Origin of the sequence: Staphylococcus schleiferi (assembly GCF_025558325.1) — a bacterium.
In the GTDB taxonomy this organism is placed as follows: domain Bacteria; phylum Bacillota; class Bacilli; order Staphylococcales; family Staphylococcaceae; genus Staphylococcus; species Staphylococcus schleiferi.
In genome coordinates, this window is the sequence record NZ_CP094712.1 from 409,182 (window position 1) to 428,597 (window position 19,416).

Genomic DNA, 19,416 nt, shown 5'->3' on the forward strand with positions numbered 1-19,416 from the left:
GTTTGTTTCGTGAACAAGGGCTTTCGTTTACTGTTTGTGTGTCTGTTGAATGGTTTCGTAAATCATATCACCAATATATTGAGCAGCACGTCCATTTTCGATCGCACAGAAGCGGTTATAAAAAGCATTGATTTGCTTATCATACGTTTGTGCAACATGATCAATATTTTTAAGACCTTCGATTAAATCGCCAGGTTCAGTATGGATAGGACCAGGCAAGTCTTTATGGTAATCAATATAAAAACCACGGAGATTTTTATCATACTTTTCAATGTCATAAGCAAAGAAAAATTGTGGGCGTTTCAAGATACCATAGTCAAACATTACGGATGAATAATCAGTAATTAAACAATCACTAATTAAGTAAAGTCTTGAAATGTCGTTGTAGTTTGATACATCAATAGCAAAGTCTTCATAGCCATTTAAATCCAGTGCATTGGCGATTAAATAATGCATACGCAATAAGATAACATAATCGTCGCCGAGTTCTCTTTGTAAACGCGGTAAATCAATTTTGAGTTCAAAAGTGTACTTACCTTTTTTAATATACTCATCATCACGCCATGTTGGGGCATACATGATGATTTTTTTACCTTCTGGAATGTTTAATTCTTCTTTAATTTCTTTTTGTAGCGCTACATCGTCAGCGCGATTCACTAAAATATCATTACGTGGGTAGCCGATTTCTAATATTTTTTCAGGTGGCATCCAAAAAGCGGTACGGAATATTTCCGAAGAGTAGCGGTTAGGTGAAACTAAATAATCCCAACGTGATGCTTCCTTATGGAAATTCCGTTTATACAGTGCTGTCGTTGTACCAGGCATTCGGACCACTTTCATATCATTCGCAAGTCGTTTAAGTGGTGTTCCGTGCCAAGTTTGGATATAGACTTGGTTTGGTTTTTTATTTAAAAAGAGTGGCACCCGTGCATTAGATACCCAAAACTTAGCATCTGAATAAGCTTGATAGTATGCTTTTGAATTTTTCTTAACTTTTTGTGCATTTCCAGGGACTTGATTGACTTCTGGGTCACTGAATACCCACTTATAATTAAGTTCTGGATAGTGATCACGCATATATTCATAAATATATTTAGGACTATCACTGTAGTTTTTTCCGCCAAATGATTCAAAAACAACTGTTTTCTCATCTACATTTTCAACTTTATCAGTCAAAAAGTATTCAGAGCATTCTTTGTTTTTTTGCCGTAATACAATACGCTTCATATGACGCGTAATAAAACGTAGTCGGTTAATTTTTGCAGCTGTTTGTGGCTTTTTAAACGCTAATGCTAACATTTCGAAAAAGAACAGTATCTTTTTCTCAGATAAAATAGCACCATTTAAATGACGTGCCACTTGCGCCAATGTATCTTGATGCGCATTGTAGCGCTCAGATGTTTCTTGTAAATTAGGTGAGAACTCATTATGAAGTTTGTTGAGCATCCGTTGCTTAATAAAAGCACGTGTATCTTTGTTTTTGATACGACTTAGTGCATCGACAAAGCTTTTTGCGTAATCCTCAAAGAGAAAGTCAAAATCCTGCTCAGATAAAGTATTCGTTTCAAATGGGTCATAGACTTCGCCTTTGAAATAGAATGGGAAGTCTGTAATTCGGACGAAATGCTCGGCATATTGGATGTATTCAAGAATAAAAGACCAGTCTGCATAGACTTGTAGTGCATCATTAAATTGGATGTTATGTCCTTTAACAATAGCTGTTTTAAAAATAATATTACAAACCGTATTTTTTCTTAAGAAAGAATTAGGGTTTTGCTTTGTATCTAAGTATTTAATTTGAACACGATCTTGATTGACATATTGTGGCATATTTAATGTAAACTCATGGACAGGTGCAATTAAACCATCATAACTTTTCAGATGTTTTAAATAAAAATTAACTGCATATGTAGCAAGTTTATCGTCGGCATCTACAAACATAAAATAAGGTGTTTCAACTGCATTGATTCCTATATTACGCGCATATGCATGCCCATGATTTTTTTCTAATTTAATATATTTTACTTCTTTATCATAGTCTTCTAAAGCATTGTTTAATAATGATTCACTATTGTCTGTTGCACCATCATTAACGAGAATTAAATCAAAATTTTGATTGCGTTGACGTTTAAGATAACTGATGCAATCCGAGATATATTCTTCTGAGTTGTAAAAAGGCACTATTATCGATAGCGCGTTCATAAGAATCATCCTTTCAGAATTCAATTTAACATTTGGTATTATAACATTAAAATGTAATATAAAATAGCAAAGACAATAATAGTTAGAAACAATTTTCAAAAAATATAGAACTTTAGATATTTAAAAGAAAATTTCGTGTTTTATGATATAATGACAAATTCATACATGTTTAATGAATTAAGAATAAGGGTTTACTGCATAATAACATCTTTTAAGTATTATATGAGGGGGATATATTTATGGGGGAATTAGTTTCAATTGTTATATCTGTATATAACAAGGCAGAATTTATTGAGAAATGTTTAGACTCTCTTGTTCGTTTGGATTTTAAAAAAGATGAAATGGAAGTTATTGTTGTAGATGATTGTTCTACTGATAATTCAGTGGAATTAATTAAAAAGTATGTTGAGCGTTACCACTTTATACATTTAATTGAGTTAGACACGAATTCGGGAGGACCGTCAGAACCAAGAAATATAGGCATCAAAGCAGCAAACGGAAAATACATTGCTATTTTGGATGCGGATGATTGGTTAGATGACAAAGGTTTTCCTTCATTAGTAAAAAGTTTAGATGAAAATCATGATGATATTGGATTTGGACAAATATATAAGCACACAAACAACAAAGTTCAAAAAGTTGCTTTATTTGCTTCATATAAAGAAGATCAACACTTAGTACCTTATAGTATAGAAAAGATTTTTCGTTCAGTGGGTCCTCCAGGTAAGGTTTTTAAGAAATCACTCGTTATAGACCATAATATTGAATTTAAACATAGAAAATATGGAGAAGATAAATTATTTTTCTCTGAATTAATCAGTAAGGCGCAAACCGCAACAATGACGCCTGTAGGGGTATACCATACAAATCGCTATCAAGAGAACGTATCATTAGTGAAACAAACATCTGTGTATGAGAAAGCTGTAATCAATTTGGAAATATTAAAAGAAGTCGTAAATTTAGATATCCCTAAAGCAGCTTTAAAAGCAATATGCGCGCGTTTCGTAGAATTGGATTTTATGCGCCGAATGTTTCATACAAAGACATTCGTAAAATCATTATCTCGAAAAGATTATTATCAAATATTTGATGAAGCGGTATCGATAATTGAACAAAAAGGGTTCACTATTCCGCAATTGTTGACGATGGATGTTTACCGTATGCTTTACGATGCATATAAAACGTACGATAAAGAGATTTTTGAGCAATTGTTAGAAACGCTCGTACACCAATCAAGTCAATCGTTATTTATAGAAAATGGACAGGTCTACCAAGCGTTATATGTCAATCAGCATCACTTTAAAAATTTACCGATCGAATGTTATCCAGTCTATTTGGGAACTCGAAGAATCAATGGGGAAGATTATGAATGGATTCATTTGTTGCGTGGAGAAAAAGTTGAAATTAAAGACGTTTTAGCCGTAGAAATTAATAATGCAGCTCATGCAAAATCATTAAATTTTCAATTGGATAATGATGTAATAGCAATAAAGACAAAAGATTTAGCAAGTATGGCTAGCTACAATATTAACCTTAAGATTAAATTTAATGGATATGAAGAGACGCTTGTAAATGCTTCCTATCCAACACATCAACAAGACAGGGTCATGAAGCGTCAAAATTTTAAAGTAGAATTTCAGAATAAAAAAGGTGCTTCTAGCAGTTCAAATAGCTATTTTAAAGAGAATCCTAAGCGCGTTGTGACAATTAAAAAAATTAAGCGGTATGAAGATAAAGATTTTAAAAAGCCAATTAGTGATGTCGAACCCGGAACAGCATTTTATATTAGCAAGATTGTGGCTTCATCAAATGATACACCTCGACTTCAAACTGTAGAAGGGGAGTTGATTACGGCTAATCAAAAATTTGTAGAACAACTCAATAAAATTGATGAGCAGTATTATACTGAGGTCCCTAAAACTGTTGAAATTATTAAAGCATGTTATTTATATGATTCAAGATCATTTAAAAAAGAGCCGATCGATAGTTTAAAGCCTGGCGATACTTTAACAATCGAACAAATCATTTATACTGCAAATCAAACACCGCGGTTAAAAACAACTACGGGTGCATATTTAACAGCGAACAAGCAATTTGTAAAAGCAATCTCTTAAACACAAAAATAGTTGAATTAAAAGAACAGCACTAGCAATGTATAGTTGGTGCTGTTCTTTTAGGTATGGACATCTTTTTCGTTAAGTGTTGCTTCGCTTCGATTTAATGAATTTCATCATGAATGGATAACATAGTGAAAGGAGCGTCATAAGTGTTAATACAATCGCAATCGGAGAGCCAAAGAAAATGTCGCTTAAATGATTTTGACTCGTGATTAAACTTTTGCGGAAATTTTGTTCCATATCTGAACCGATGATAGCAGCTAAAATTAATGGAGAAATTGGAAAATCGAGCAATTTCAACAATAAACCGACGACGCCAAAAATCAAAAGGATGTAAAAATCAATGACGCTGTAACTTAACGTATAAGTGCCTAAAAAGGCGAGAACCAAGATGATAGGATACAAAGTTTTTGGAGGTGTCTTTAAAATTTTCAACAATAAACCGATAAGTGCGATATTCAAAATCACTAAAAAGATGTTACCGATAAACATACTATTAACTAATGTCCAAATCATTTCAGGCTGTTTTTCAAATAATAGAGGTCCAGGTTGCAAACCTAACATAACAACAGCCCCCAGGATGACAGCTGTCGTACCTGAACCAGGCACACCCATCGTTAGTAATGGAATAAGTGAGCCAACAGAAGCAGCATTGTTTGAAGCTTCAGGCGCAGCGACACCTTCGATAGCGCCTTTACCGAATTTTTTACTGTTTTTAGAAATTTGTTTTTCAGTGGCGTAACTTAATAGGGATGCGACAGATCCACCTGCCCCGGGTAATACACCAATGAGAAATCCAATAGGGCTTTGACGTAACATCGTCCAACGCGTGCGCTTCCAATCTTCTTTAGTCAATTTCATTGAACCGAGGTCAGCTTTAGGCGGTTCTAACGTATCTAAGTGCATGTAATTATAGAAGACTTCTGCAACTGCATAAACACCGATAATGATAACAAGAAAATCAACACCTTCACTTAAATGTGTGATATCAAATGTGAAGCGATACACACTTGTTTGTAAATCAACACCGATTGTGCTCATCATTAAGCCGATAGACATTGCGATGAAGCCTTTTACCATTTTGCCAAGTGATAGCGTTACAATCATAGATAAGGTAAATAAAAAGAGCACAAAATACTCTCTTTGACCAAAATTGAGTGCAAAGTTAGATAAAGGCTTTGCAAGTAGTATAAAACCAATGACAGAAGTCAAACCGCCAATTAAAGAAGCCACAGCTGAAATTGTTAAAGCTTTACCGGCTTGGTGATTTTGTGTCATAGGATAGCCATCGAATGTAGCAGCAATTGCTGATCCGTCGCCCGGTGTGTTGAGTAATATCGAACTTCTCGAACCACCGTACATCGCGCCATAATAGATTGAAATCATCAAAATAAGTGCACTCACAGGATTCATCCCAAACGTGACTGGAATAAGAACGGCAACTGCAGTGGCTGGGCCAAGTCCGGGTAACATACCGACAACAGTACCTAAGAATCCACCAACAACAATCCATAATAAGTTCATAGGTTGGAAGGCGGTTGTTAATCCTTCCCAAAAACTATTTAAATCTATTCCCATTGAAAACCCTCCTTTATGGTAAGCTGACGTCTAACAGGTGTGAGAAGGTATACCATGCCACCCCAGAAAAGACAATTGCGACTACTAAATTTTTTAGCCAATGCTTAAATCCGTTGATTAGGAACATGACTGCAGCTAAAAAGAGTATGGTTGAAATTAAAAAGCCCACACGTTCAAAAATAAGTGTATAAATCAAAATAAATAAACAAGTTAAACCGATTCTTTTTATGACTAAGGGCGTCCAAAGTTGTTTGAATGCTTCAAAAGAAACTGCTTTGTCACTATACATTTGAAAGAAATAGATGATACTTGAACTAATGAGTAAAATTGAAATCAAAACTGGAAAATATTTTGGGCTTTGTGGATCTCCAATTCTAGAAATAGGGAGATGAAGCGAAAGTATCAAATAGATAATGCCTATCATAAGACAGACGAGAGGTGGAATGAATTTTGCCATATTTTAAACCCCCTTTGTTTAAAATCCAGCATCTTGAATCAGTTGCTGATATTTTTTCTGTTGTGCATTTAAAAAGGCTTCTGTTTCATAACTGTCTTTATAAAATGCATCCCAATCTTTGTTTTGTCGTATTTTTTTCCACTGGTCAGATTGAACGACTTTTTTCATAGTCTTATTCCAATAGGCACGTTCTGTTTTGGACATATTTTTAGGTCCCATGACACCACGCCAGTGTGGAAAAACAATATTTAAACCTTGTTCTTTCCAGGTTGGCACATCTTCTAATCCTTGTATTCGTTTATCTGATGTAGTAGCAAGGACTTTGAGTTTTCCGGCTTGGTGTTGTGTTTTTACTTCAGAGACTGCAGTGGAAGCAACATCAACATGTCCCCCTAAAAGCGCTGTTTCTAAATCACCGCCACTTTTATAAACAAGGAAATCTAACTTTTTTACATCGACACCGTAAGCTTTTGCAGCCTGTACAAATGCGAGGTGGTCATTATTTCCTAATCCAGGTGCAACACCAATTGTTAACGATTTCGGATTCTTTTTTAATTTTTCCATGACTTCTTTTCCTGATTTGAGATGAGAATGATTAGAAGCGGATAGACTAATCCATTCTGTCGCCAAAATAGCGATAGGTGTAAAGTCGCGTTGACTTAAATCACTTAATCCTAATTCATGGTTAGACAGTAATAAGCTGGAGTTGATAGCAATGGAAGAAGCAGGGCGTTCTGTTAGATATTGCCATCCTACTTCACCACCACCGCCAGGCTTGTTAATGACAGTGATATTTTGATCAGTTAAATTTTGATCTTGCATGATTTTCTGTATGGCACGGGCAGTTGCATCCCAACCGCCTCCTGGTGAAGCGGGTGCAATAATTTCAATTGTACGATTTGGAAATGTCTTACTTTTCGACTGCTCATGGTGATCACGGCTACATGCTGTGAGAATAAAAACGACGATAATTAAAAGTGTCACGAAATTACGCATAACCACATACCCCCTTTATTTGTGACAGTTTTAATTTTATCATAATATTCAGAAAAATATGAGGCTATTTTAGTGCTACATGACTGTCCATAAACAAAAATGAGGAGGCTGTGACATCAATCCCAAAATAAATAGCGCTAAGATGAATTTGAATAGAAAATCATCTTAGCGCTTCTTTTTTTATAATAAAATTTTGCTTACTAAGGGGACAGCATTAGACTAGAATCTTCTGTCCCAATACAAGCGTGTTCATGAAGACAAGGTTAACAAAGATTTTATGTCTTGAAGTCTCCTCGAATCTTCATTGTGTAACATAGATAATATGTTTTCAACCTAAACCCATTTTACAACTTCTGATTGGGTTTGACGTGTTTTTTCACGTTTTGGGTCTTCTTCTCGATAACCAAATGCGACCATTACAGATGGCGCAAAGTTTTCATCATCAATGATGCCTTTTTCGCTTAATAATTCAGCCACTTCATCATATTGAAAACCTTCAATTGGACATGAATCAATACCTAGGAATGCAGCAGACGTCATCATGTTGCCGAGTGCAATATACGTTTGTTTACTTGCCCAATCCCACAATGCACGCTCACTTTCATAAAGATTTAAGTTTTTATCTTGGAATGAAGTCGTTTTTTCACTCATTTGTTGGATCATCGTTTCATCCATGTGTTTGACATCACGTAATAAATGTTGAACGTAATTGTTTTCTGGACGGACATTTTTACGTGCTAAAATAACAACAAAATGACTCGCTGTATCTAATTGGCCTTGTGCACCCCAACTCATAGGCTTAAGTGCAGCACGAATGGCTGGATCTTGAATAACGACAAATTGCCAAGGTTCAAAACCAAGCGAACTTGGCGATAATCGACCTGTTTCAAGAATGGTATTAAAATCTGCTTCTGATATTTTTTTGCTTGCATCAAAACGTTTTGTCGCAAATCTGTAATTAAATGTATCTAGCAACAATTGACGTCGATCTTCCATAGTATTGCAACTCCTTTGTGCATAATTTCATATTATTTAGTATAACGAAGCATATACGGACATTAAAATATTTTGTTTTAACAGGGGGCTCATCAGGGAAATTAATAAAATGAAAAATATTTAAGCCAGATGTGCGTCGTAACCTATAATCGTATTTTCAATCTGGTAAGGCACCATGATAATTTGGCAATAGTTTCAAGGCCATTAACTTGCACAAATGTTGCGAATAGCGAAGTCGTTACGTTGTGATTGTTTAAATGAAAAAGTGCTCATTTAGAAAGGATTGAGGTTTTATGTTGGAACAATGGTATCGTGAATTGCCACTTCAAGATATTCAAAATATTACCGCTGTGAGTGGTGGCGATGTCAATCAAGCTTATCGTGTAGAAACAAGCAATGAAACATATTTTTTGTTAGTGCAACAAAATAGAGCGGCCTCATTTTATGATGCAGAAGTGGCAGGTTTAAAAGCTTTTGAGGAAGCGGGGGTGACGGCACCTGTCGTCATTGATCAAGGTCGAATTGACCAAGATGCCTACTTGTTATTAAGCTATTTGGAAGAAGGGCAAAGTGGCAGTCAACACGAATTAGGACAACTTGTCGCAAAACTACACCATACCCACGAGCCACAAGGAAGATTTGGGTATCCTTTGCCTTTTGAAGGTGGGGATGTTCAATTTAATAACGAATGGACAAAGACATGGTCAGAACTATTTATTAACCAACGTATGGATCCTTTAGCGAAAACGATTCGGAATCGTGGATTATGGACGGAAAGTGATGATGCTTTATTTGAAGAGGTCCGGAAGATTATGATCACGTCTTTAAAGCAACATGATAGTGAACCTTCACTCTTGCATGGCGATTTATGGGCTGGTAATTATATGTTTTTAACAGATGGTCGTCCAGCGTTATTTGATCCTGCACCATTATACGGGGATCGAGAGTTTGATTTAGGTGCTACAAAAGTTTTCGGAGGCTTTGATGATGCTTTTTATCATGCCTATAATGAAGCTTATCCATTAAGTGAGGGTGCGAATTTACGTATCCAATTTTATGAACTTTATTTATTGATGGTGCATTTAGTCAAATTTGGCGCTATGTATGCGCAAAGTGTCAGACGTACAATGAATAATATTGTCGATTCAGCAGCTTAATGCACAACCGTTTGTTAATATAGGTGACAGGCTGTGGCATCAATTCCTAAATAAAAAGCGCCCAGATGACTTTCAACAGTAAATCGTCTGAGCGCTTCCTTTTTATGATAAAAGTTCGTATTGTATGACGTCACTTTTCGAGGGGACAGCCTCAGCTTATAGTCTTCGGCTCGTCCTGTTCTCTTTTACATTTTTCAATTAAGCAAGGCCAGAGAAGACGAACAACACAATGAATACAGCAAGTGCCCCTATCCATGACCATTTTTGACTGATACGAAAAGAAGAGTGGAGCATAATACCAAAGAACCAAGCTGTAATTATATTTCTTAGGCTGATAGCGCCTAACCATTTATTTTTAGGTGCGAAGATGTTTAACGAATCAATACTAACGATGCTTGGATCGATATGGAAAAGCCACTGGATGAAAAGAACAACACAACTTACAGAAGCCATAATAATCGAGTAACGTAATAATGATGCAAAAACAACTTTAGCTGAGACGTTTGATTTAAAAATCTTTGTTATTACCCAAGTGATTAAGAAGAATATCGCTAATAAAAACCAAGAGACAATAAAAGTCCCAATCACACTTGCCACTCTCGTTATTGACAACGCTTGCTCAGCTTCAGTCGGCGAAAGCCCCACCTGATTGATGAGCACATCATTAAAGTCTATGAGTAAGGTGGTTAATAAACTCATTAAACAAGCGAGAATAGTAAAAACCAGAATTTTAACCAGAACTTTAGGTTGATGCCTCTCTTTAACAAAAGATTCAATATGTAATAGTTTTGAGTAATTCATGAATTGCCTCCCTAAATTATATTTATATTAGATTGTATCATTAAAATTTATAATTTTATACTTTATATTGTAGTTTTCTCATATGTTATGGCATATTTTAGAATTTTTAACTTTTAATAGTATATTTTACCTTGCAATGTGATAATATAATATTAACTTTTTAGAGGAGGATTTAAAGTTGGTCAAAACGAAGCTCCCTTTATTCCAACATTTTGAAAACTTACGGGATTATCCAACGTGGAAAGTCAAGTCGTTTTTACTTATTTTGATTACTGTTATTTATTCTTTAATATTAAAATATGACACAGATAATACCGAGTTGTTAGAAGGCTTTGGCTATTCTAAACAAGATATAGAAGAAATTCATCAAATTCATTGGCTAACCGATGTTTCAAGCAGTCTGATGGGTGGCGTGATTAGCTTTCTATTTACATTTGTTGTTTTTATGATGATTTCGAAATTTCTAAATTCAGATGTGACACCTAAGACGATATTATCAGCCTCTCTAAGCCATTCGCTTATTGTGACAACTGTTTCATTGGTTGTTATTGTGATTCAACTTGCATTACATTTACCTGCACCAGCTTACATTATTACAAGTTTGAATATCTTTCTTCCAGGTAACACCTACCTCGCTGCTTTTGATGTGCAGACGATATTTAAAGGGTATGTGACATTTATCGTCTATTATGCGACGAGCCGCTTATCATTACGTGCTTCCTTAATTTTAGGCTTATTAACAATTGTACTCATTGTCTTGCTAGCATTAGGCTCGGCTTTCTTAGAAGATACGATTTTGAGCTTGGCTGCTGAATTATAAAACAATTATTAAATATTTTGAATACATAAAATATGGAGTCCTTTTTAATGTTATAATACAGAAAAATACAAATTATAACATTAAGGAGGATTTTTAATTTTGAAGAAGAGGACATTAATCGCATTGTCAATCATTGGCATTATCTTTTTGACAGGAATTGCTTTTCTCGTTAAAAACTTTAGTCATATCGGTGGAGGCAATGATGGCGAAGGATACAATACATATACAGTAAAAAGCGAAAAACCAATTCGTATTTCTGGGAAAGTCTCTCCAGAAACAATTAAAACATACTTAAACAATGCGCAACTCGGAACATTTCTAAGTACACAAGTTGAAGACGGTCAAAGTGTATCTCAAGGCACACCGCTGATTAACTATGATATTGATGGGGCACAACGTCAAAAATTGAATGATCAACTTTTAAAAGCACAACAAAGTGGTGATCAACAAGCGATTAATACGGCTTGGAAGCAACTTAATCGATATGACGGTCAAGTAAATAATAGTATCAATGCGACATTTGATGGCACAATTTCATTAATCAATCGACAACAAGTGGGTGAAGGCGAGCCTATCCTTAAACTGATTTCGAAAGAGCCAATTATTCAAACGACAGTTTCTGAATTTGATTTGGATAAAATTAAAGTTGGCGACATGGTTAATATTGAAGTCACAAGTTCTGGTCAAAAAGGTAAAGGTAAAATTAAAAGCATCGCACAACTTCCAACAAGTTATGATCAAGATAAAGGACAACAAAGTGAAGCGACAGCTGGAAGTCTAGATGAAAATGCACATGGAGATGCGCAAACATTAACGACTAATAATCCAGTCGATGCACATCCATCAGGTCAAAATGATAAAGAAACTTCAAAATATAAAATCATCATTGGGGACCTTGATTTTAAAGTTAAAACAGGATTCTCCGTTGAAGCAAATATTCCTTTAGATACGCTTAAAATACCTAAATCTGTTTTAACTAAAGATAACCATGTATATAAAGTGGATAAAAATAATATTGCACATCGTACAAAAATTAAGTATGACGAAAAAAATGGTGATTTCATTGTGACGCAAGGTATTGAAAAGGGTGAACATTTAATACAAAATCCAGACTCAAAAATTAAAGATGGGGAGAAAGTAGAGGTGGCCAAATGATTGAGCTTAAAAAGATCAATCGTCACTTCAAAAATGGGAATACGCATAATCATATTTTAAAAGATATCGATTTAAAAATTAATGAAGGCGAATTTGTCGCTATCATGGGGCCTTCTGGTTCAGGTAAAAGTACCTTGATTAATATACTTGGTTTTATTGATCGCGGTTATGAAGGAGAATACTTATTTGATGGCGAAAATTATCAAAAACGTTCTGATAATGAGTTGGCTGCTATTCGAAATCGAACTGTTGGATTTGTCTTTCAAAATTTTAAGTTGATTCAAAACAATACGATACTAGAAAATGTTAGTATTCCGTTGCTTTACGCAGGTCTTCGTGCTTCTGAACGTAATGACCGTGTAATTGAGATGTTGCATCGAGTTGGTTTATTCGAGAAAGAAAACTTGGTGCCCAACAAGCTTTCAGGCGGACAACAACAACGTGTTGCGATTGCGAGAGCCATAGTAAATCAACCGAAGTTTATCATTGCTGACGAGCCAACGGGAGCGCTTGATTCAAAAACTTCAAAAGACATTATGGCATTGTTTTTACAACTCAATAAAGAACAAGGGACCACAATGATTGTGGTGACGCATGATCCTAAAGTAGCTGAACAAGCGGACCGTGTGATTCATATTCTCGATGGTCGTGTTCAAAAAGAAGAGGTGTTGAAACGATGACCTATTTCGGTAATATTATACACGTTGCATTGAAGTCAATTATGAAAAACAAGCGCCGTAATATTTTTACTATGATTGGGATTATTATAGGTATAGCTGCTGTTATTACCATTATGTCTTTAGGGAATGGTTTTAAAAAGACAGCAAACGAGCAGTTTAGTGATGCGGGGGCTGCAAAAGATACAGCATTAGTGAGCTTTACGCCTGACGACTTTGAACCGATTAAAGACGCTCCTTTTACTGAAACGGAAATTGATATTGCGCGCCAAGTGAAAGGTGTTCAAGATGCTAGTATTAAAGAAGATGAAAGCTCAGGTTTAATATCTGAAGCTAAAACGGTTAATAAGAAAACAGATATTGCAGTCGTTAAAAGTGAATCGGTGTCAGGTGTTTCTGATGGAAAAGGCTTTACAAAAGATGATAATGCTTTAAAACAACGTGTTGCTGTCATCTCTTCAGAAGTAGCTGACACACTTTTTAAAGGTAACGTGAAAGGCAAAACCATTTATATAGATGATATGGGATTTGAAGTCGTAGGTGTGAAGGATAAAGCACAGCTCTCAGATGCTGTTCAAATCCCTACAAAGACAGTTGAAACTTATTTACCTCATCTAAAATCTGCGTTTCCGCAACTTGTGTTAAAAGTTGGAGAAGATGCGAATAAAAAAGAAATTGCAACACGCGTGGCTGATCAACTGAACAAAAAGGGTGCAGCTATTGATCAAGGTCAATATGTATACTCAGATACTGAAGAATTAATGAAAGGGATTGGCAAAATATTTGATTCAATCACTTACTTTGTTGCTGCTGTCGCAGGGATTTCACTATTTATAGCAGGTATTGGCGTGATGAATGTGATGTACATCTCTGTAACAGAACGGACAGAGGAGATTGCAATTCGACGTGCATTTGGTGCAAAAGGCCGTGATATAGAATTACAATTTTTAATTGAAAGTGTCATTCTATGTCTGATTGGCGGTATCATTGGTTTAATCATTGGAATATTGATTGCAGAGTTAGTCGATGCCGTTACACCGGAATATATACAAAGTGCAGTCAGCTTCGGTTCCATCGTACTTGCGGTAGGAGTATCCACATTAATTGGTATTGTGTTTGGTTGGATTCCTGCAAGAGCTGCAGCTAAAAAAGAATTAATTGATATTATCAAATAAATTTCACGGTTTCATTAAAAAGATGACTAGGGTTATGCAGTGCTTAAAAAGGAGCGCATGTGTGGTCCTAGTCATTTCAATGTTTTTGCACTTTTATAAGATATTGGTTTCTTATGTCCGCATGATAATATAGAGCTCAGATGATTCAAGCGTATCTCACACAAAAAAACGGTCGATGTGTAGTCACACCAACCGTAAAAACCCTAGCGCTTCATTTTGAGATTAGAATTTAAAGACGTTTCTTAATACTTTAAATAAAGAAAGTAATAACTCTAACGGTGTTCCACTCACTATGCATCGCCTCCTTGTTATTTTACAACTTCTTCTGTTTTAACTAAATCATCTGCAAGTTTAAGCCAGAAATTTTGAAGTTGTTCTTGTGTATGATTCGTATCGTTCGTATCTTGACCGACAAAGTCGACATGATCCCAACCTTCAAGGACTGGTGTCACTTGCCAAATGCCTTTTTGGATTTGGTCTGTAGCGTTTGTCCATGCTTGGTTATATGGATGTTGAGAAGAAACAACAGAGACAAGACCATCATTGACACGCCAATCTTTTTCAGGAGCTTTACCGATAACGTTAGCCGTTAAAGCAAATGTTAAAAATAGATCGCGATTTGCTTTTTGTTTACCTGATAGCGTTGCGTGTGTCGCTTCTCCTGTATAAGTTTTATAAACGATATTTGGATTGAGTGAAGTATGTTTATTGATTTCACTTGCACCTTCACGTGTTAAATCATAAAAACCAGTATCTTTTGTTTTCCACAGTTTATTATTATTTTTGATGCGTTCAGTATAGGCTTTATCTGTTTCGCCAGGTTTACGTTTAAGTCCCCATTGGTTAAGACCAAAGTCGACACGCGCATCATTTTTAGCTAATGCAGCTGCGAAATCAAATACAAATTGTCTTACGATAGGCTCATTACCGAGTGAGTCCGCTGCGTGTGTTCCGTTATGAGGCGTACCTAAAGTCGTAATTGAAGCGACCATGTTATCGTGTCCACCTTCAAATAAAGGCGAGATTGTGCCACCATGTTTTTTATGGTATTCAATTTCTTCTTGACTACCGTTACGGAGTAATTCTTCTAACACACGAATCGTTTGACCACCCATACTATGACCTACAAGATGGATCTTTTTGCCAGGTTCCCAATCTTTATAAATACCTTCATACGTATTACCGTAACGGGCATGTCCATATTTTGCTGCATGCGCTGCACCGTAATCAACACGACCACCTTTTATGTAGTAATACAGTTCTACAGCGCGGTCATAGTTACTACCAAATGCGCTGACACTTGCTTCATAAGTGTTGTAGCCATTTTCTTCTAAATATTGACGAATATTGAGCTTTTCTCCACCCCAATAATGTGAGAGGACAGTAGGATTTTTATCATCCACAAAGCCGTTAAAGCCATGAACTAAAACAATTGGTTCTTGGTTTTTATAATAGTTTTGTTTCGCTTTTTGACTGGGTTGTTCATTTAACTTTTCAGCTTGACGTTGACGACTTTGCGTTTGAGTTGTCGCTTTCTCTTGTTCTTTTGTAGAAGTTAAATCCGTTTTGACAGGCTGTCCGACATGGGGTTTCGTCCATTCATTTGATTTGAGTGTTTGAGGCGCGGCCGTTTTCTCATCTTTTACAGCGTAAGTTGCAGATGATGTAGGTTGAACGGTCTGCTTGCTTTCTGTTTGTTTTTCATCTGATGGTGTCGTTGAAGGTGTATTTTCATTTGATGCTTTTTGAGTAGGTGCTTTGACAGGAGAATTCAAAGGTTGTTGAGACACTTGAGGTGTTTTGACATGATTTTCAGTTTGTGTAGCATGCGTCAATGGTGCAGGTGCTGTCGTGTCATGGTTAGATGCATGTTCTTTTTGATTGTTTTGAGCGGTTGCGTTTTCGTCGGTTTGCGTTTGAGCGTTATATTTCTCGGTTGTACTTCGTTCACTTTGTGCTTGAGATACATCGTTATTTGATTGTGTTTCTGTATCTTTTAAAGATTTTTGTGATTCTTCATCAGAAGCTTGCTGTTGTTTTTCTAATTGGGTATGTGCCTGATGAGAAGCGTCACTTGGTTCTTGACCCCCGTATGTAGATTCAGCTGAAACAGGCGTTTGTAATAGCCCGATGAAAAAGAAAGAAGCAATAACAGCTGATGATGCCCCGATTTTAAATTTACGAATGCTGTAGACATGTTTTTGTTTCATTTTTTCCCACCTCATTTGAATATTGTTTGTAAAAGTTAGCCAAAGTTAAATAAAGATATTGATCAGTATGCGAGGTAACCACTCAAGTAATTGCGCTAAATAAACCGACATATAAACGCCTCCTTATAATTTTTCTTTTTGAAAGGGTTTTCAAAAAGGATATATAAATAATACATTAAGTTCAAATAATTGTCAAATTTTTTTTAATTAAGTACCTTGAAATATTTGTTGTTTTAAAAATAGATGTTTTTTAAAGAATATATTTCTAAAGCGTGTTTGTAGTTGTTGGCACAGTGGTATGTTAGAATAGAATGAACTGGAGGCTTATATTATGAAACAATGTTATAAATTGTCTGCATACATTTTTGGCGGTATTGCAGTAGCAGTGCTAGCAGGTGTGGCATACTTGTCATACCAACAATATCAGCAAGATGAAGAAATAATGAATGACAATTTCAAAGCTTAGTCGAAAAAATTGAGGTGAATGCGGTGAGACCGTATTCACCTCGTGTCGTTTATGGGCAATGAGAAAAATTATCAAGGAGGGATATGATGTCAAGAGGAAACTATTTTCATCACGTGGAGCATAGAAAAAAACAGACGCATTCCAAAATGACTTTGTGGTTGTCACTCATTATTACGCTCTTTTTTACAGTTGTTGAATTTTCTGGAGGGATTATTTCCAACTCGCTAGCGTTATTATCAGATTCGTTCCATATGTTAAGCGATGTCTTTGCACTTGCTTTATCGATGCTTGCTGTCTATTTTGCGAGTCGAAAACCTACTGCACGATATACATTTGGGTATTTGCGTTTCGAAATTCTCGCTGCTTTTTTAAATGGTTTGGCATTGGCAGTGATTTCGGCATGGATTTTTTATGAAGCGATTGTCCGTATTATTTTTCCAAAGCCTGTAGAAAGTGGTTTAATGCTTGTCATTGCTACAATTGGCTTAATTGTAAATATAGTACTAACCATCATTTTAGTGCGGTCATTGAAGAGCGAAAATAATATTAATATCCAAAGTGCGCTGTGGCATTTTATGGGAGACTTGTTAAATTCAATCGGTGTCATTGTTGCAGTTGTATTAATCTACTTTACAGGTATTCAGTTAATTGACCCCATTTTGAGTATGGTGATTGCGTTGGTGATTTTGCGTGGCGGGTATAAAATCATGCATAATGCCTGGTTGATTTTAATGGAATCTGTACCAGAACATTTAGATACCGATGAAATTATGGAAACGATGAAATCTGTTAATCAAGTGTTAGACGTCCATGAGTTCCATTTATGGTCAATTACGACAGAGCATTATTCACTCAGTGCTCACGTCGTTTTGGATAGTCGAAGTAGTGTGGATGCGTATCAAACAATTAATAAGCTTGAAACATTGTTGAAAGAAAAATATGGTTTGGCACATACGACACTGCAAATTGAACATTTAGTGATCAATCATTTAGATGAAGCTTACTTTGAAGAAGTGAAAAATGAATAGATATCGCGTTTAATTTAACATAACTAGAGAAATGTATTTGATTTTAAAAGCGTCAATACGAGCATGCTGAGTTTTTAACTTAGATGCGGCGATTGACGCTTTTTTTATGAGGAGGTTTTAATTCGATTTGGAGGAGGTGTTTGACCAGCAAGTAACAGTGTCCACGTCACTAAAATAAATGGGAATGTTAACGCAGGAAGTCCGATAGGTTCAAAGAATGTTGCAGTGGCTGCATACATCATCGGTGTCATTATAACTGCCAATAAAAAGACAAGTATGGGATGAAAATGGCTTTTTGAACGGAATGTAACACCAACTGCAATGACGGTTAGCATTAAGTTGAAGCCAAACAGACCTTCATTAAGACTACCGATATCTGCGCCCATAAAGAACTCAAGAAGTAAACCTAATAAATTCGCTATGAGGAGATAGAGACCAGCACGTCGAGAAGCAATCCAACAAGCAATGACAATTAAAAGCCCACTTAACACATGTTCAATAAGGAAAATTTGACTGACATTGTTAAAAAAAGCAAACACTGGATGGAAAGGTGTATTTAAATCAATGTGAATGTGAGAGGTTAATGGTAAGACCGCTACATTCGTTTGGATAAACTTAAACTGTTGAGACATTAATAAAACGAGCCATGTTAGAACGACAAATGGCGTTGTCAGCTCTGGCAAATGTAAAGGCTTTAAGAAGTTTTTAATTGCTTGAGCAATTGGCATTGCAAGTAAAATACAAATTAAAATAATCATCACGTTTTGCCAAGACCATACTAAAAAAAGTGTTAAATCAATAGCAATTAATACAGGATTAAAACCAGCCAGGCCTGCTTGGATTTCCGATTCGGTATAATTAAAAAAACGGGCGGTTAATAAACTGAGCAAGCTACCGACCATTGCGGCGAATCCAATTTTCCAATTGCCAATCCATAACGCAATTAAAATAATGAGACCTGTCCAAGTATTTTCTAAGAGCACGACTTGGGAGATGTTTTTGAAAAAAGTATGTATCCATGTTGGCATGTTTTTTCACGCCTTTCTCTCTCGTGATATTGTTTCAGAATATGCTTTAACTTTACCACTTTAACAGCGTATATAACCACTATATTACGATAATATTAAAAGTAATGAAAGAAATATATTATAAAATAAAATATAGTTGAAAGCTTTTATAAAATAGCATTATCGTTTGAAAGTGATTTTCGAAGAATCTATAATGAGAGGCGTAATCACTTATTTTTACATTGTTAAGGAGTGGACTGACATGTATTTTACACAACGAGAGCAAGACAAGTTGATGATTGTCGTCGCAGCAGATTTAGCGCGTAGACGAAAAGAACGAGGGCTAAAATTAAATCATCCTGAAGCAGTTGCCTTAATTAGTTATGAAATCTTAGAAGGGGCGAGAGATGGCAAGTCTGTCGCCGAATTAATGAGTTATGGAAGAGAAATTTTAACAAAAGATGATGTCATGGAGGGTGTTGATGCAATGGTGACTGACATTGAAATAGAAGCCACATTTCCTGATGGCACAAAGTTGGTAACCATTCATCATCCCATTGTATAGGAGGAATAA

At 35.7% G+C, this 19,416-nt stretch carries 17 protein-coding genes; 9 read left to right on the top strand and 8 right to left on the bottom strand.

Annotated features, from left to right (window positions below; all coding sequences use genetic code 11):
- Positions 1-27: 27 nt before the first annotated feature.
- Positions 28-2,202, bottom strand: a complete 2,175-nt coding sequence (locus MUA40_RS01690; RefSeq protein WP_262569772.1) for a bifunctional glycosyltransferase/CDP-glycerol:glycerophosphate glycerophosphotransferase — start codon at positions 2,200-2,202, stop codon at positions 28-30.
- 239 nt (positions 2,203-2,441) lie between these two features.
- On the opposite strand from MUA40_RS01690, the gene MUA40_RS01695 reads away from it, so the two are divergent.
- Positions 2,442-4,316 (top strand): glycosyltransferase family 2 protein, encoded by a 1,875-nt coding sequence (locus tag MUA40_RS01695; protein WP_016426078.1) that lies wholly within the window; start codon positions 2,442-2,444, stop codon positions 4,314-4,316.
- 81 nt (positions 4,317-4,397) lie between these two features.
- On the opposite strand, the gene MUA40_RS01700 is transcribed toward MUA40_RS01695, so the two are convergent.
- The 4 genes from MUA40_RS01700 to MUA40_RS01715 all read right to left on the bottom strand — a co-directional run bounded on the left by MUA40_RS01700 (position 4,398) and on the right by MUA40_RS01715 (position 8,346).
- Complete coding sequence (locus MUA40_RS01700; RefSeq protein WP_262569774.1) at positions 4,398-5,897, bottom strand: tripartite tricarboxylate transporter permease; 1,500 nt, start codon at positions 5,895-5,897, stop codon at positions 4,398-4,400.
- 13 nt (positions 5,898-5,910) lie between these two features.
- Entirely contained in the window at positions 5,911-6,354 is a 444-nt protein-coding gene (locus MUA40_RS01705; RefSeq protein ID WP_126496064.1) for a tripartite tricarboxylate transporter TctB family protein, read from the bottom strand.
- Between the two features lie 18 nt (positions 6,355-6,372).
- Positions 6,373-7,350 carry a tripartite tricarboxylate transporter substrate binding protein gene (locus tag MUA40_RS01710; protein WP_016426080.1) on the bottom strand — a complete coding sequence of 326 codons (978 nt, stop codon included), beginning with the start codon at positions 7,348-7,350 and terminating at the stop codon, positions 6,373-6,375.
- A 333-nt stretch (positions 7,351-7,683) separates the two neighbouring features.
- A complete protein-coding gene (locus tag MUA40_RS01715; RefSeq protein WP_016426081.1) occupies positions 7,684-8,346 on the bottom strand; it encodes an NAD(P)H-dependent oxidoreductase in 663 nt (220 codons plus the stop codon).
- A gap of 293 nt (positions 8,347-8,639) precedes the next feature.
- Here MUA40_RS01715 and MUA40_RS01720 point away from each other — a divergent pair, with 293 nt between their 5' ends.
- On the top strand, positions 8,640-9,503 hold the full coding sequence (locus tag MUA40_RS01720; protein WP_126496065.1) for a fructosamine kinase family protein: 864 nt from the start codon (positions 8,640-8,642) through the stop codon (positions 9,501-9,503).
- A gap of 198 nt (positions 9,504-9,701) precedes the next feature.
- On the opposite strand, the gene MUA40_RS01725 is transcribed toward MUA40_RS01720, so the two are convergent.
- Complete coding sequence (locus MUA40_RS01725; protein WP_016426083.1) at positions 9,702-10,304, bottom strand: hypothetical protein; 603 nt, start codon at positions 10,302-10,304, stop codon at positions 9,702-9,704.
- A gap of 178 nt (positions 10,305-10,482) precedes the next feature.
- Here MUA40_RS01725 and MUA40_RS01730 point away from each other — a divergent pair, with 178 nt between their 5' ends.
- From MUA40_RS01730 to MUA40_RS01745, 4 genes are all read left to right on the top strand, one after another.
- Positions 10,483-11,124, top strand: a complete 642-nt coding sequence (locus tag MUA40_RS01730) for a hypothetical protein (RefSeq protein ID WP_167732616.1) — start codon at positions 10,483-10,485, stop codon at positions 11,122-11,124.
- 99 nt (positions 11,125-11,223) lie between these two features.
- Positions 11,224-12,279: an efflux RND transporter periplasmic adaptor subunit gene (locus tag MUA40_RS01735; protein ID WP_016426085.1), complete on the top strand. Its 1,056-nt coding sequence runs from the start codon at positions 11,224-11,226 to the stop codon at positions 12,277-12,279.
- Positions 12,276-12,959, top strand: coding sequence for an ABC transporter ATP-binding protein (locus MUA40_RS01740; protein ID WP_016426086.1), 684 nt, complete (start codon positions 12,276-12,278; stop codon positions 12,957-12,959). The genes MUA40_RS01735 and MUA40_RS01740 overlap by 4 nt, the downstream gene beginning before the upstream one ends.
- Positions 12,956-14,131, top strand: a complete 1,176-nt coding sequence (locus MUA40_RS01745) for an ABC transporter permease (RefSeq protein ID WP_194368962.1) — start codon at positions 12,956-12,958, stop codon at positions 14,129-14,131. The genes MUA40_RS01740 and MUA40_RS01745 overlap by 4 nt, the downstream gene beginning before the upstream one ends.
- Before the next feature lie 308 nt (positions 14,132-14,439).
- Here the strand turns inward: MUA40_RS01745 and lip are convergent, their stop codons facing one another.
- Complete coding sequence (lip, locus tag MUA40_RS01750; RefSeq protein ID WP_016426088.1) at positions 14,440-16,341, bottom strand: YSIRK-targeted triacylglycerol lipase; 1,902 nt, start codon at positions 16,339-16,341, stop codon at positions 14,440-14,442.
- Between the two features lie 331 nt (positions 16,342-16,672).
- Here lip and MUA40_RS01755 point away from each other — a divergent pair, with 331 nt between their 5' ends.
- Together MUA40_RS01755 and MUA40_RS01760 are read left to right on the top strand one after the other, a co-directional pair.
- Positions 16,673-16,807, top strand: a complete 135-nt coding sequence (locus tag MUA40_RS01755; RefSeq protein WP_016426089.1) for a hypothetical protein — start codon at positions 16,673-16,675, stop codon at positions 16,805-16,807.
- A gap of 86 nt (positions 16,808-16,893) precedes the next feature.
- Positions 16,894-17,835 carry a cation diffusion facilitator family transporter gene (locus MUA40_RS01760; protein WP_016426090.1) on the top strand — a complete coding sequence of 314 codons (942 nt, stop codon included), beginning with the start codon at positions 16,894-16,896 and terminating at the stop codon, positions 17,833-17,835.
- 104 nt (positions 17,836-17,939) lie between these two features.
- On the opposite strand, the gene yut is transcribed toward MUA40_RS01760, so the two are convergent.
- Complete coding sequence (gene yut, locus MUA40_RS01765; protein ID WP_016426091.1) at positions 17,940-18,863, bottom strand: urea transporter; 924 nt, start codon at positions 18,861-18,863, stop codon at positions 17,940-17,942.
- 241 nt (positions 18,864-19,104) lie between these two features.
- Between yut and MUA40_RS01770 the strand changes: the two genes are divergently transcribed.
- Entirely contained in the window at positions 19,105-19,407 is a 303-nt protein-coding gene (locus MUA40_RS01770; protein WP_016426092.1) for an urease subunit gamma, read from the top strand.
- Positions 19,408-19,416: the final 9 nt, after the last annotated feature.